Consider the following 12,707-nt stretch of genomic DNA (forward strand, 5'->3'; position numbering starts at 1 on the left):
TTTTAAAACCTGGCAGGTCTGAGATGGACGAGTTTCAATCGAATCGTTCGGCCTTGCGTTCCTGCCTCGGCTCTTTCGAGATGCTCGTGCGGATGATTCGCAAACAATCCGCAACTCCCCGAGCGACCGCTTCAGCAATCCGAACTCGGCCCACCTTGCCGGTGACACGGAGTTCGTCTTCCAGATTCACCGCCACGCCGGCCTCGATTAGCACGGCCGGCTGCCGTGCGGTACGCAATACGGCCAATCCGTCGTAATAATGGATACCGCGGTCTCGATCCGCGAACGGCCGGTTTTCGCCTGCGACCGGTGCAGCATGATAGAGAGACGGATGAAAACCGGCCGCCAGCAGGCGGTCGCCGATCTCCCTTGCACAGGCAAGGCTTTCGCCGATTTTCGGATTATGGCGCGAGACGAACAGCGAATAGCCGCGGTAACGTTCGACCTGCTTCAGCCATTCCGGCTGTACGGAATCGTGATGCAGCGAAATAAAAAGGGCGTCGTGCTTCGCCAGATCGGTCCGTTTCGCCAGCACCTCCATCGCGCCGTCCGCGCCGATCAAACGGTAACTGACATCTTTTTGCCTAAGTCGTTTTGCAATCTCTTCCGCAAGCTGCCGGTTCAGCTCCCACTCCGGTACGCCGCCTGCGCTTATTACGCCAGGATGGCGCCGGGAGTGGCCGACGTCAAGCGTTACATCGGCGGCGTTGGCAGAGGAGATTAGGAGAAAGCACAATATTAACTTAACAGTCATAAAAATCGGCTTTTACCCTGTCGGATGAAAATGTAGTTCATATTAGAACGATGCGTAGGGTGGATGCGCTGTCGCTTATCCACTCTACGATTAGGCAACTTTTCGCGGTAACGGCATTGGGCCGGCCGTGAGGCAGTGTCAGAGGGAAATCGATTTGCCGCTGACCATCAATTCGATCTCTTCGACGATTTCCTCCTGCCGCAATCGGTTCCGCTGCCGGATCAGTCCGCTGCTGCCCTCTTCGAGGTGGTGCAGAGCATTCTCCATTTGCATCAGGCGCATGTGATTCTCCACCCGGATCGAGCGCAATAAAATCGCCAGGATCTGGTGGAACAGGTAGTGCTCGGCGATACCCGCAGCGGTTTCTTCCGGAGAGGCGTAAACATGTGGCGGAAATCCGGAAACGTCGGGTTGCGCCTCGGTCAGCGGCAGCAGGCGCTGGCTGGAGGCGCCGCGGTCGTCATGAAAACAGGCAACCAACCCTGCCGTTCCCCGGTGTTTTTGCCTTGACTCGGCAATGGCCGGCAGGATCGCTTCGATCGTAGCCGCGGCGTCGAGTCCGCCGTTCGCGCCCGGCACGCGCAGGTCGTTGGCGCTTTCCGGAAGCAAATCGTGGAGCCGTTCGCCGATCAGGATCGCCGGTGTCCGTTCACCGGTTTGTTCCTGCCAAAGCCGCAGTACGTCCTCGTTGAAACTGCCGCAAAACCCGCGTACCGAGCCGAACAGCAGCCAGATATCGTAGTCCGGCTGTTCGGGCGGAGGCAGCGCGAACGCGACATCGTTCAGTGCGGTGCGCAGGTTTTGCACGAGCAGTTGCTGGTTCTCTTCGCGTTTGCCGATCCTGCGCAGTTCGGCCAGCGCAAAGCTGCGCATCGCGCCGAGAATGCCGGTCAAATCGTCATACAGGGCCAGGCGGGTTTCGATCTCACGCCGCTGGCTCATACGTTTCACTCAACCAGTGTTTCAACCTGTCCAGCCACTGCGATTTGGAAGATTCCAGCTTCAGACCCGAGCCCGGCAATTGTTCGAAGACCTGCTGCAGCCCGGCGGCGGCCTGTTCGGGGGACAGCTCGTTCAGCAAGCCCTCGCCATAGGCCCGCAGCCAGGCCAGATGCGCCTGTTCGGACACCGGTTCGAGCGGGTTCTGTTTCAGGATTTCGCGCAGCAGCCGCCCCTGGCGGAGCTTTTCTTCAACCGCGGCTTCAAGACGCGCCCCGAAGCGGGCGAACAGTTCGAGCTCCAGAAATTGCAGATAATCGAGCCGAATCCGCGCAGACGCGGCCTTGATTGCAGGATGCTGCGCCTTGCCGCCGATCCGCGACACCGAGCGGCCGATGTCGATCGCGGGCAGGATGCCCGAGGCGAACAGTTTGCTGTCGAAATAAATCTGCCCGTCAGTGATCGAGATCAGATTGGTCGGAATATAGGCGGACAGTTCCCCTTGCCGGGTCTCGATGATCGGCAGCGCAGTCATGCTGCCGCCGCCTGAAGATAAGCCCAGTACGGTCGAGCGTTCGAGCAGACGCGAGTGCAGGTAGAAAATATCGCCGGGATAGGCTTCGCGTCCGGGCGGGCGCTGCAGGAGCAGCGACAGTTCACGGTACGACTGCGCATGGCGGGTCAGGTCGTCGTAGATCACCAGCGTATCGCGGCCCAGGCGCATCCAGTGTTCGGCGATCGCGCAGCCGGCGAACGGGGCTAGGTAGCGGAAGCCGGGCAGGGCGTTCGCTTCGGCGACCACCACGACGCTATAGTCGAGCGCGCCGGTCTGGCGCAAGGTTTCGATCGTGCCGGCGACCCCAGCCCGCGTCTGGCCGATCAGCACGATCACGCACAGGACATCGCGGCCCTTCTGATTGATCACCGCATCGAGCGCGAGCGTGCTTTTGCCGGTTCCGTCGTCGCCGATGATCAGCTGGCGCTGGCCCTTGCCGATCGGTATCAGGGCATCGACGATCTTGTTGCCGGTGTAGAGCGGTTCTTTGACGAAGTCGCGTTCGATGATCGGAGGCGCGGCGGCTTCCAGCGGATGAAATTCGCGGAAGCCGGGATCGGGCAGACCGTCCAGGGCATTTCCCAACGGGTCGACGACACGGCCCAGTAAGACTTCTCCGACTCCGATTTCCAGTTTGCGGCCGGTATGCTGAACGGACATGCCGGCTTTGACCCCTTGCGATTGCGCCAGCAGGATTGCTCCCAGCATGTCTTTGCCGAGCTGGAATACCAGGCCGGTGCTGCCGTCGTCAAAGCTGATCAGTTCGTCCAGCCGTGCCGTCGGAAGGCCGCGGATCAAGGCAATCCCGTCCCCTATCCCGACGACATAACCCCTTTCGCTGAGCCGGAGGCCGAACCGGTAGTTCTGCGGATCGAAAGCGACGCGGCTATTTTGCATGATTGGCTTGGCGTTTGAAAAATGCCAGTTCGTCGGCAAGATTGGCATGCATCTGACACTCGCCGACGATGGTCCTGATGCCGGCTATCAACGAGGGATCCTCGGAGAAGGCGGAATCCAGATCGATATCCTGGCCTGCCGCTCCCGACAAGGCTTTGCGGATCGCGGCTTGAAGATCTTGATCGAGAGGATGGGCCGATACGACGGCGGCAAGCGAATCGGCCGACAGCGACGCTGCCGCCTTGCGGAGCGCGGATTGATCGGTCTCGTTCAGCGCGGCCAGGTCTTCGAGAAAAATGTCTACGATTTTTTGGGTCAATTGCGGCGACGCCATCCTGTTGAGCATGGCCGCCGCCTGCTCATACGCCTTGTCAACCGCAGAACGGGCGAGCACCGATTCGCGCGAGGCCAGCAGCTTTTCATTGCGGGCCCGCAATTTTTCCTCTTCGGCGGCAAGCGCTTTCTTGAGATTGTCCATCTCCCGGGTTCGGGTGAGGGCCAGTTCCTCGTGCAACTGACGGCGGTTGTTCTCGCATTCCCGCTGCCAGTCGGCCAGCCGGGATTCGTATTGAAGACGCAACGCTTCGGCTTCCTCGCACATCTTTTGCGCATGTTCGGCGGCATCGCTGAGTTTTTGCTGACGGGTGGCGAGCAGATCCAGGACCGGCCGATAAAGAAAACGTTTAAGGATCCAGACCAGAACCAGGAAGTTGAGGATTTCGAGGATGAATGTCGTCCAGTCGAGTTGCATGGTGTCGGAGTCCCGGCCGGTTATTTCAGGAAATATTCGAGCAACGGGTTGCGGAATAAAATGATCAGCGCAATGACGAGGCAGTAAATGGCCAGAGATTCGATCATCGCTAGGCCGATGAACAAGGTTCGGGTAATCGTTTTTTCGGCTTCGGGCTGCCGCGCCAGGGCTTCCAGCGCGCTGGCGATCGCGCGGCCCATCGCAATGGCAGGCAGCATGGTGCCCAAAGCGATGACCAAGCCTGCGGCTCCCGTCGAGATTATGCCGAATATATGCAGATCACTCATGATTTTCCTCAGAAGAATTTGAAGTCGTTTCGTTTGCTTCGGCTTCCAGCGCGCCGGCAATGTAAATCAGCGCCAGCATGCCGAAAATATAGGCCTGTATGACGGCCTCGACGACATGCAGCATCAACAGCGGCACCGGCACCAGAAAACCGGCAATCAGCAGCACGAGCAGGGCGGCCATTTCCAGACTCATCATGTTGCCGAACAGACGGACGGCCAACGCCAGCGTGCGGCTGATTTCACTGATGATATGGAAGGGCAGCAAAATGATGCTGGGTTCAATATAATGCCGGAAGTGGTTTTTTAAACCGCGACCGCGTATCCCGAACCAGTGGCTTGCCGCGAACACCAGCGCGGCGAGGGCCGAAGTGGCGGACAAATCGCGGGTCGGCGAATGCAGGCCCGGAATCAATCCCACTAAATTGGCGGTCAGCACAAACAGCCATAAGGTAGCGACGAACGGCAGGACCCGGCGCACCGAATCGGGCGGCAATATTTCTATCAGGGCTTCGTCGATTGCGGTCAGCACCGCTTCGACCAGCGTCTGCAGGCGATTGGGTTCGGTTTGCAGCTGCCAGCGCACCAGCAGCGCCAGCAGGGTGAACAGCAGCATGATGCCCCAGGTGGTGGCCACTGTGTTGGTGATCTCGACAGGGCCGATTTTGGCGACGATTTCCGCTCCGAGCTCCGAGCCGATCATGTTTTGTCTCTTAAAAACCGAAATACATTATAGCCGCCTACGGCTATGCCCAATAGGATCAAGTTAAGGGTCCACTGGTCCGAATACCCGGTAATCAATTCGTCCAGCCAGAGGCCGAGATAGGCGCCCCCGACGATCGGAACGATGAACAAGAATCCCAACGTTCCGCCGTACAGAAAAATCCCGGTCCAGGTTGCAGGTTTATGGCCTTTATTCTTAAGGCGCTTGATATCGCGGCGTGTTTGTTCGAGCAGTTTGTGGCGGAACGGCATGGCTATAATCCTCCGCCTTTATGACTGCTTAATTCGACCAGCCGTTTGATCAGCGAGTGTTCGATCTTGGCCAAGGCGGCTTTGGCGGTGTGCACTTCGGAATCGGTTTGCTGCATCGCGGCTTCCAGGCTTTCACAGATGGCGTCTTCACTGTCGCCCAGGAAATAGCGCACCGTAGTGATCGTTAACTGATTGTCCGCGAAACGTAAAACCGCAGCCGGCACCGCTAAAAAACGCCAGACTCCGGTATGATCGGCAAATCGGGCCAATCCGTAACGCAACAACGCCACCGTATGGATATGATCCGCCAGAAGTCCGAAGCTTCCTTCGGCGTCGGCGCCGATAAATTGGCTCACCGTATCGAAACGGGTCATCCCGGCAGTATCGATCAAGGTCAGGCTGAACGTCTTCATGAACCCATTCCCCCTCTCATATAGCAGTCGGCTTCGCTCAGGTGATCGTATTTTCCCCCGATGAATCCTTCGCAGTCGCCGATCGTCTGCTCCAACGGCACATGGACGCCGGGGATGCCGGTATGGTCGGCGACGGTGTTGAAAGGCTGCGTCAGATAGCGCTGCAGGCGACGGGCGCGTTCGACGATCTGGCGGTCTTCCTTGGACAGTTCCTCGATCCCGAGCATGGCGATGATGTCTTCCAGTTCGCGATAGCGCGCCAAATGTTCGCGCACCGCGCGGGCGACCTGATAATGGCGGTCGCCGAGAATACGCCGGTCCATCATGCGGCTGGCGGAACTCAACGGGTCGACCGCGGGATAGATGCCTTTGGCGGCCTGTTGCCGGGACAAAATGACGATACTGTCCAGGTGGCCCAGGATGGTCGCGACGGCAGGATCGGTCATGTCGTCGGCCGGCACATACACGGCCTGCACCGAGGTGATCGAGCCGGACTTGGTCGAAACGATCCGTTCTTCGAGCGAGGCGACTTCGGTCAACAGGGTCGGCTGATAACCGACCGTCGCCGGCATGCGGCCCAGCAGCCCTGAGATTTCGCTGCCGGCCTGTACGAAGCGGAAGATGTTGTCCATCAGGAACAGGACTTCCGATTGCAGGGTGTCGCGCAGGTATTCGGCATAGGCCAGGGCGGTATAGCCGACATGGAAGCGGACGCCGGGCGACTCGTCCATTTGCCCGAAGACCAGCAGCGCCCTGGGCAATACGCCGGCTTCGCCCATTTCCTTCCAGAGTTCGTGGCCTTCGCGCATCCGTTCGCCGACGCCGGCATAGACCGAGACGCCCTGCATCGCGCTGCTGACCGCGTGCATGAACTCCATCATCAATACGGTTTTGCCGACGCCCGCGCCGCCGAACAGGCCGGTCTTGCCGCCGCGCACGAACGGGCATAAGAGGTCGATCACCTTGATGCCGGTTTCCAGGATCCGGCTGGCCGGCAAGGTTTCCGAAAGCAACGGCGGCGGCGAAAGAATATTCCGGTAGGTTTCCGAGGCCAGGGGCGGGCCGCCGTCCAGTGCTTCGCCGAATACGTTCAGCATGCGCCCGAGGCAGGAAGGGTCGACCGGCACGTGCAGCGGGACGCCGCGGTCGTACACCGGCATGCCCCGGTAAATGCCGGAGACCGGATGCAGGGCGATCGCCCGGATCAATTCGGGGTTGATGTGCTGATAGACCACCAGCACGTAGCGGCCTTCGCCGTTCACCACATCCAGCGCCTGGCCGATCGGCGGCAGATAATCGCAGTAAACGTCGACCACGGGTCCATGGGCCGCTTCGATGCGGCCGACTGTCTTTTCGCTTGGAGGTAACATGTACTCCCGATCGGAAATCAATTTCCCGCCGATTCTAACATAGTCCGAAGGTTTCAACAGGGAGACGGCGGCCTTGCAGGGCAAGCGCGCTATGTCAAAAACGGCGGCTTTTTGTTCCCTCTCCGTCGGGAGAGGGTTAGGGTGAGGGAATTGAAACGGCTTTTCTGCATTTTGCCCTCCTTTTACCTCGACAGAATGAGATTTTTTAGAGGAAAAAAGTCCTTTTTGATCCCCTCGTCCCGCCCTCTCCCGAAGGGAGAGGGCGGTCTCGCGCTAAACCGACATAGCGCGCTTGCCCTGGGCGGCATTGCGGGCGTCGACGGCTATCCGTTACGCGCGGCAGGCGGGCCGGCTTGATTCGGTATGGGGCAGGCCGAGCCGCCGTTTTCGAGCCTCGCACCTGCCGTTAAAGCAAAGGGCATTCGTTCCCATGAATGCCGCTTATAGGATCCGCTAGAAATTGGACAACGAAAGCCCCGCTCTGGCATCATGAGCGCCCGATCGCCTTGCAAGGCAAGGCTGCGAATCAATCAAAGAAGGAATAAGCCATGAACAATCTTCCCCCATGCCCGGCATGCGGCTCCGAATTCACCTACGAAGACAACGGTCTCTTCATTTGCCCGGAATGCGCTCACGAATGGACCGCCGATGCGGCGGCCGAAGACGGCGGCGAGGCTCGCGTCGTCAAGGATGCGCACGGCAACGTGCTGCAGGACGGCGATTCCGTGACCGTGATCAAAGACCTCAAAGTGAAAGGTTCGTCGCTGGTCGTCAAAGTCGGCACCAAGGTCAAGAACATCCGCCTCGTCGAGGGCGACCATGACATCGACTGTAAAATCGACGGCATCGGCGCGATGAAGCTGAAGTCCGAATTCGTCAAGAAGAGCTGACTCCGGTTGATTTAGGCGCGTTATTCGCCTATAGTCATCCGCTGCTCTTACGGCCCCTGTTCGTTGGGGGCCGCATGCGGCTACACCACTTTTTTAAAAGACTGCGGACGGGATTAGCCGCGGCTAATAAGAGTAGTATCTCTCTGAAGCACAAGCATCGATGGAAGAATTATTTTTAGGTTGGCTGAAAGAATACGGCTATGTCATCCTGTTCTTATGGTCGATATTAGAAGGCGAAACCGGCCTGATCATGGCCGGGGTGATGTCCCATACCGGCGATATGTCCTACTTGCTCGCGGTCTTCGTGGCCGGGCTCGGAGGATTTGCCGGGGACCAGCTTTATTTTTATATCGGCCGCTTCAACAAGGGGCTGATCCAGCGCAAGCTGCACAAACAGCGGCGCAAATTCGCGATCGCGCATTTGCTGCTGAAAAAATACGGCTGGCCGATCATTTTTATCCAGCGCTACCTGTACGGACTGCGCACCGTCATTCCGATGTCGATCGGCATCACCAAATATTCGGCAAGGCGCTTTGCCTTCATCAACCTGTTGAGCGCCTGGGTATGGGCGGCGATCACGATTACGCCGGCGTATATCTTCGGCGAGGAAATCCTCCGGCTCGTCGTTTTCGCCAAAGAACACTGGTATTATGCCTTGCCGCTGGCGGCCGGTTTTCTGTTCGCCATTACGACTTATTTCCATAGGCTGGAGCGGCGCCTGTTGGAAAGACGGCGGAATCGGATTTCGAAGTAGAGAAGCTGACGTGTTTGCCGAAATGCCGGCCTTTTGCGGCAAAAATCGGCCTTTGGAAATCGTCGGCCCTTTTCTACCTTAGGCTCGGGTGTTGGCCCGTCCATCGTTGCGCCGGCTCTTAGGGTTTCGTTAAAAACCACCTCCCCTTGAAAAAAGGGGATTTCGTCAAAACAACTTCCCCCTTTGAAAAAGGGGGATCGAGGGGGATTTATCTAATAAATCTCCCCCGCCCCCTCGGCAATTGCTCCTGCATTGCCCTACCTCCTGCATGAACGCCAGGGATGGCGTGAATGCAGAGATTGCAGGAGCAAATCTCTGCCCATGCAGTCGTCTTTTTCAAAGAGGGGAGTGAATAATCCGCTTTTCAATAATCGATTTCGGAAAGTTATTTTCTACCAAATCCTTAGCGCACGGCTGTTCCATCAATCGCCAGTTTCGGGACTAAATTTAAGAATCTGAAGGTCGATGTGCTTTTGCGCTAATAATTAACCAACACAATTACTGTATCTACTGTATCCGAGATTCCCGGTATATCGTTTATGATGGAATTAGTTTGGGTCGGCACGGCCTATCTCGTCGGTCTGCTTGCCAGCCGTTTGTCTTTTCCGCCGTTGGTCGGCTATCTGGCCGCGGGCTATATCCTGCATGCGTTCGGGATTGAATCGGAGAGCAGCTTGACGCATCTGGCCGATATCGGTATCGAGTTGTTGCTGTTTACGGTCGGCCTGAAGCTTAAATTACGCTCCCTGCTGCGGCAGGAAGTGCTGAGCGTCGGCGGCTGGCACCTGTTTTTGGTGACCGGCGCTGCCGGCATCGTTTTTCTGCTGCAGGGCGAGCAGACTGCAGGCGGTTTGGTATTGGGCGCGAGCCTGGCTTTTTCCAGTACCGTGCTGGCGATCAAGGTGTTGGAAGACAATGGCGAATTATCCACCCTGCACGGACGGGACGTGCTCAGCATCCTGATCCTGCAGGACATCGTGGCGATCGCCCTGCTGGCTTACGCCGACGGCAGGCAGCCGTCGTATTGGGCCTTCGCGTTATTGCTGCTGCCGATGCTGCGCCCCTTGGCGCACCGGCTGCTTACGTTCAGCGAAGCCGACGAGCTCAAGCTGCTGCTGGGCGTTTCTTTGGCGCTGGCGGGCGGCTTATCCGCCCAGAACGTCGGCGTTTCCCCCGATATCGGCGCCTTGCTGATGGGCGTAATGCTGTCGGCCCACCCACAAATCGAGGAGCTTTCCGATAAACTCTGGAGCCTTAAGGAAGTCTTTCTGGTCGCTTTTTTCCTGCAGATCGGCCTGGCCGAACTGCCGAACCGCGATCAGGTTTTCGATGCGCTCGGCCTGTTGGGACTGTTGCCGCTGCAAGGCATTTTGTTCTTTGCTTTGTTCCTGCTGGCCGGCCTGCGTGCCCGTACCGCCTTTATCTCGTCGCTGGCCTTGATGACCTACAGCGAATTCGCCCTGATCACTACCGGCGCGATGGTAAAGGCGGATCTGTTGACGCCGGAGTGGAATTCGACCGTCGCCCTGGCTGTCGCCGGTTCGCTGGCCGTTGCGGCGCCGCTGAACCGCTACTCGCATGAGCTGTTTTCGAGGTTCGAACCGTTCCTGGTCCGATTCGAAAAACGCGCCTGGCATCCGGACCGTTTGCCTGAATCCATCGGCGTGGCGGAATGGCTGATTGTGGGGATGGGCCGCACCGGCCTGTCCGCTTACCAAACCCTGTATCGTCTGGAAAAGCGGGTCGTCGGCCTGGACGCCGACCCGACCGTGCTGGAAAGCCTGCTGGCCGAAGGACGGCGGGTAATTTACGGGGATGCGGAAGATTCCGAATTGTGGTCAGGACTGCCGCTGGACCGGGTAAAAGGGATCATTCTGACACTGCCCGAATTCGATGCCCGATGCTCGGCGATACGCCAGCTCAGAAAAAGGGGGTATCGGGGGCTGATCGGCACGATCTGGTACTTTCCCGAAGAGCAACAGCAACTGGAGCTGCTCGGTGCGGATTTCATGATTCATCCGTTGGTCGAAGCCGGCAACCAGCTGGCTTTACAGCTCATGCAGAATCCGGCCGGGCCTCGGGAATGACCCGGCCGATAAAACCGATAACTCAATCTACTTGGCTTTAGTTGACCAGTTTATGGTCACGCTGACGCATACAGGTTTTGAATGCCCGTTTAAAGTCCTCGTTGGCTTCATAACCTTTCCATAATCCGGCGGGAATCGCTAACAGAGCACCGCCCGCAGCCCCTGTGGCCGCACTGCCCGCTATCGCGCCAACCGCTGCGCCACCCGCCGCGCCCGTAACGGCGCCCACACCGGCGCCCATGCCGACTTCTTTGGTAATATCCGACGCTTGTTTCGCCAGCTCCTTGCACTCTACCATGTCGCGCTGCACGGTTTCCGGATGCGGATCCATGCGAGGATCCACAATCGGATGCCAGCCGCTCACAGAGGCGCATCCGGTGGCTAATACGGAAAGCACCAAAATCGTCGATAAATTATTTCTTTTCAAGTTTTTCTCCAAAAAGCATATTTTTTTAATCATGCAATAAAATCTTATAATTTTAGAATTAACTAAAAGTTAACAACGTGCTGTTTTGTAGGACAAATTTTTCTCAGCATTCCAAGATTGCTGGAAAATGCGGCATTAGGGAGCCGCTTTTAAGTCCTGTGCCGGTACGGAAGGGAGGGTGTCGAGGGACTGCTTTTGGCGGATGGCGGAGCATGTTGAGTCGTATGGTAGAAGGTGCGCCGTGAGTACTTTTGGAAGCCTTCAAGCCGGGCGGACGTGGATATCCATGCGCCCCAGTTTTTCGAACAGAGTGCGCAAGACGTCGAGTTGTCTACAGGGTGTCGAGTTGTCTACAGGGTGTCGGTGACGGACAGCAGCAGGGTGTATTGGGCGGCTGTGCCGGCGATGTCGAGAACGTCGCGTTTTAGTTTAAAGAGCAGGTCCATAAGATGGGCTGCCGAAGAAAGCTCATCATTCGCGATTGATGGGCTTCGTGCCTCAGCCCATCCTATTGCGCTGGTAATGGTGGAGAGTTCCGGCAGCAGGTTGGCATCGGCCGAGCCGGGGGAGGGTACCCAGGATGCCAGACGGGCATCGTCGAGCGAGGCGGCATTGTGAGCTACCATGCTGGAGCCCGGTTTGTTTTCAACCTCCCAGATGCCGAACAAATTTTTTACCGCAGAAAAAACGCTCATAGCACCACCTGAATCGGCTTGCGCACGGAAGTACCGGCCGCACGCGCCGTTTCGGCGTCCACTTGCGCCTGCCAATGCGCGACCTCGTCCCGAAGCACTTTAATATCGTGCTGTTCGAGCCATCGGCCGTCGAATTTGGTCATTTTGCCCTTCAGCGCGTTGGCGTAAGCCGTTTGCGCCTGGGCGGGCATGTCGGTAGCGAAACTCATGGGGATAGGCTACCGAAACGGATTCTCATTTTCCCGGTGAAAATGAGAAAATTTTTAGGGCTTGACGTGTGTAGTCTGCAGGCTACAATAAGATCATGATGTACGAAATCCGAACTACCGATACGTTTGAGAATTGGCTAAAAGCACTTTGGCCATTGCCAAACGCTTGGACAGAGCAATGAAAGGCAACTTGGGCGATGTGGAGGCGGTTGGCGATGGCGTCTCGGAAATGCGTATTTTTTTCGGACCGGGTTACCGTCTTTATTTCACGATGCAAAACGGAAATTTAATCGTTTTGTTGTGCGGCGGAGACAAGTCATCTCAACAACGGGATATTCAAAAAGCCAAGGAACTGGCCGGAAACTTATAGGCGACACTATGAAAACCGAAACAAAACCTTACAATCCCATCAACTTTTTTCAAAGTAACGAGGAAATCATCGATTATTTGAACGATGCGTTTATGGATGAAGACCCCGACATGTTCATCATTGCGCTGGGACATGTCGCCAAACATAAAGGCATTGCCCAACTGGCCGCCGACACCGGACTGAACCGGGAAAGTCTATATAAAACTCTATCCGGCAAATCGAAACCGAAATGGGACACCGTGCAGCGCATTCTCAAGGCGTTGCACGTGCAATTGAAAGTGGCGGCGTAGGTGGATTGCGGTAATGACTGTAGGGCCGTAGGTACGATTAGCGAAG

17 protein-coding genes are annotated in these 12,707 nt (G+C 57.3%); 5 read left to right on the top strand and 12 right to left on the bottom strand.

The features are described from left to right. Positions 1-34: 34 nt before the first annotated feature. From JJL52_RS03790 to atpD, 9 genes are all read right to left on the bottom strand, one after another. Positions 35-754, bottom strand: coding sequence for an N-acetylmuramoyl-L-alanine amidase family protein (locus JJL52_RS03790; protein ID WP_202051069.1), 720 nt, complete (start codon positions 752-754; stop codon positions 35-37). Positions 755-892: 138 nt separating this feature from the next. Then, entirely contained in the window at positions 893-1,696 is an 804-nt protein-coding gene (locus tag JJL52_RS03795; protein ID WP_202051070.1) for a F0F1 ATP synthase subunit gamma, read from the bottom strand. Beyond that, the gene (locus tag JJL52_RS03800; RefSeq protein ID WP_202051071.1) at positions 1,680-3,146 is read right to left on the bottom strand and encodes a F0F1 ATP synthase subunit alpha; all 1,467 of its coding nucleotides are present in this window, start codon (positions 3,144-3,146) and stop codon (positions 1,680-1,682) included. Before JJL52_RS03800 ends, JJL52_RS03795 begins: the two co-directional genes overlap by 17 nt. Continuing rightward, positions 3,136-3,897, bottom strand: a complete 762-nt coding sequence (locus JJL52_RS03805) for a F0F1 ATP synthase subunit delta (protein ID WP_202051072.1) — start codon at positions 3,895-3,897, stop codon at positions 3,136-3,138. Before JJL52_RS03805 ends, JJL52_RS03800 begins: the two co-directional genes overlap by 11 nt. Before the next feature lie 20 nt (positions 3,898-3,917). Continuing rightward, positions 3,918-4,184, bottom strand: coding sequence for a F0F1 ATP synthase subunit C (locus tag JJL52_RS03810; protein WP_202051073.1), 267 nt, complete (start codon positions 4,182-4,184; stop codon positions 3,918-3,920). Next, complete coding sequence (locus tag JJL52_RS03815; protein ID WP_202051074.1) at positions 4,177-4,884, bottom strand: F0F1 ATP synthase subunit A; 708 nt, start codon at positions 4,882-4,884, stop codon at positions 4,177-4,179. The genes JJL52_RS03810 and JJL52_RS03815 overlap by 8 nt, the downstream gene beginning before the upstream one ends. Next, the gene (locus JJL52_RS03820) at positions 4,881-5,156 is read right to left on the bottom strand and encodes an AtpZ/AtpI family protein (RefSeq protein ID WP_202051075.1); all 276 of its coding nucleotides are present in this window, start codon (positions 5,154-5,156) and stop codon (positions 4,881-4,883) included. Before JJL52_RS03820 ends, JJL52_RS03815 begins: the two co-directional genes overlap by 4 nt. Before the next feature lie 2 nt (positions 5,157-5,158). After that, positions 5,159-5,569, bottom strand: coding sequence for a F0F1 ATP synthase subunit delta/epsilon (locus JJL52_RS03825; protein ID WP_202051076.1), 411 nt, complete (start codon positions 5,567-5,569; stop codon positions 5,159-5,161). Beyond that, positions 5,566-6,939 (bottom strand): F0F1 ATP synthase subunit beta, encoded by a 1,374-nt coding sequence (atpD, locus tag JJL52_RS03830; RefSeq protein WP_202051077.1) that lies wholly within the window; start codon positions 6,937-6,939, stop codon positions 5,566-5,568. Before atpD ends, JJL52_RS03825 begins: the two co-directional genes overlap by 4 nt. Positions 6,940-7,487: 548 nt before the next feature. On the opposite strand from atpD, the gene JJL52_RS03835 reads away from it, so the two are divergent. The 3 genes from JJL52_RS03835 (at position 7,488) to JJL52_RS03845 (ending at position 10,670) form a co-directional block, all read left to right on the top strand. Next, positions 7,488-7,829, top strand: coding sequence for a zinc ribbon domain-containing protein YjdM (locus tag JJL52_RS03835; RefSeq protein ID WP_202051078.1), 342 nt, complete (start codon positions 7,488-7,490; stop codon positions 7,827-7,829). 160 nt (positions 7,830-7,989) lie between these two features. Continuing rightward, positions 7,990-8,583, top strand: a complete 594-nt coding sequence (locus JJL52_RS03840) for a DedA family protein (RefSeq protein WP_202051079.1) — start codon at positions 7,990-7,992, stop codon at positions 8,581-8,583. A gap of 539 nt (positions 8,584-9,122) precedes the next feature. After that, the gene (locus JJL52_RS03845; protein ID WP_202051080.1) at positions 9,123-10,670 is read left to right on the top strand and encodes a cation:proton antiporter family protein; all 1,548 of its coding nucleotides are present in this window, start codon (positions 9,123-9,125) and stop codon (positions 10,668-10,670) included. A gap of 37 nt (positions 10,671-10,707) precedes the next feature. On the opposite strand, the gene JJL52_RS03850 is transcribed toward JJL52_RS03845, so the two are convergent. From JJL52_RS03850 to JJL52_RS03860, 3 genes are all read right to left on the bottom strand, one after another. Next, positions 10,708-11,097: a glycine zipper family protein gene (locus JJL52_RS03850; protein WP_202051308.1), complete on the bottom strand. Its 390-nt coding sequence runs from the start codon at positions 11,095-11,097 to the stop codon at positions 10,708-10,710. Positions 11,098-11,447: 350 nt separating this feature from the next. Next, positions 11,448-11,792 (bottom strand): hypothetical protein, encoded by a 345-nt coding sequence (locus JJL52_RS03855; protein ID WP_202051081.1) that lies wholly within the window; start codon positions 11,790-11,792, stop codon positions 11,448-11,450. After that, positions 11,789-12,001, bottom strand: coding sequence for a hypothetical protein (locus tag JJL52_RS03860; RefSeq protein ID WP_202051082.1), 213 nt, complete (start codon positions 11,999-12,001; stop codon positions 11,789-11,791). The genes JJL52_RS03855 and JJL52_RS03860 overlap by 4 nt, the downstream gene beginning before the upstream one ends. Positions 12,002-12,149: 148 nt before the next feature. Here JJL52_RS03860 and JJL52_RS03865 point away from each other — a divergent pair, with 148 nt between their 5' ends. Next, entirely contained in the window at positions 12,150-12,371 is a 222-nt protein-coding gene (locus JJL52_RS03865) for a type II toxin-antitoxin system RelE/ParE family toxin (RefSeq protein WP_236994036.1), read from the top strand. A gap of 8 nt (positions 12,372-12,379) precedes the next feature. Further along, positions 12,380-12,661, top strand: coding sequence for an addiction module antidote protein (locus JJL52_RS03870; protein ID WP_202051083.1), 282 nt, complete (start codon positions 12,380-12,382; stop codon positions 12,659-12,661). The last annotated feature ends 46 nt before the right edge of the window (positions 12,662-12,707 follow it).

Origin of the sequence: Candidatus Methylomicrobium oryzae, from assembly GCF_016745425.1 — a bacterium.
Lineage (GTDB): Bacteria > Pseudomonadota > Gammaproteobacteria > Methylococcales > Methylomonadaceae > Methylomicrobium > Methylomicrobium oryzae.

Bases quoted from the DNA above. Each gene is read 5' to 3' on its own strand.
- JJL52_RS03790 (WP_202051069.1), bottom strand. From the start codon at position 754: ATGACTGTTAAGTTAATATTGTGCTTTCTCCTAATCTCCTCTGCCAAC.
- JJL52_RS03795 (WP_202051070.1), bottom strand. From the start codon at position 1,696: ATGAGCCAGCGGCGTGAGATCGAAACCCGCCTGGCCCTGTATGACGAT.
- JJL52_RS03800 (WP_202051071.1), bottom strand. From the start codon at position 3,146: ATGCAAAATAGCCGCGTCGCTTTCGATCCGCAGAACTACCGGTTCGGC.
- JJL52_RS03805 (WP_202051072.1), bottom strand. From the start codon at position 3,897: ATGCAACTCGACTGGACGACATTCATCCTCGAAATCCTCAACTTCCTG.
- JJL52_RS03810 (WP_202051073.1), bottom strand. From the start codon at position 4,184: ATGAGTGATCTGCATATATTCGGCATAATCTCGACGGGAGCCGCAGGC.
- JJL52_RS03815 (WP_202051074.1), bottom strand. From the start codon at position 4,884: ATGATCGGCTCGGAGCTCGGAGCGGAAATCGTCGCCAAAATCGGCCCT.
- JJL52_RS03820 (WP_202051075.1), bottom strand. From the start codon at position 5,156: ATGCCGTTCCGCCACAAACTGCTCGAACAAACACGCCGCGATATCAAG.
- JJL52_RS03825 (WP_202051076.1), bottom strand. From the start codon at position 5,569: ATGAAGACGTTCAGCCTGACCTTGATCGATACTGCCGGGATGACCCGT.
- atpD (WP_202051077.1), bottom strand. From the start codon at position 6,939: ATGTTACCTCCAAGCGAAAAGACAGTCGGCCGCATCGAAGCGGCCCAT.
- JJL52_RS03835 (WP_202051078.1), top strand. From the start codon at position 7,488: ATGAACAATCTTCCCCCATGCCCGGCATGCGGCTCCGAATTCACCTAC.
- JJL52_RS03840 (WP_202051079.1), top strand. From the start codon at position 7,990: ATGGAAGAATTATTTTTAGGTTGGCTGAAAGAATACGGCTATGTCATC.
- JJL52_RS03845 (WP_202051080.1), top strand. From the start codon at position 9,123: ATGATGGAATTAGTTTGGGTCGGCACGGCCTATCTCGTCGGTCTGCTT.
- JJL52_RS03855 (WP_202051081.1), bottom strand. From the start codon at position 11,792: ATGAGCGTTTTTTCTGCGGTAAAAAATTTGTTCGGCATCTGGGAGGTT.
- JJL52_RS03860 (WP_202051082.1), bottom strand. From the start codon at position 12,001: ATGAGTTTCGCTACCGACATGCCCGCCCAGGCGCAAACGGCTTACGCC.
- JJL52_RS03870 (WP_202051083.1), top strand. From the start codon at position 12,380: ATGAAAACCGAAACAAAACCTTACAATCCCATCAACTTTTTTCAAAGT.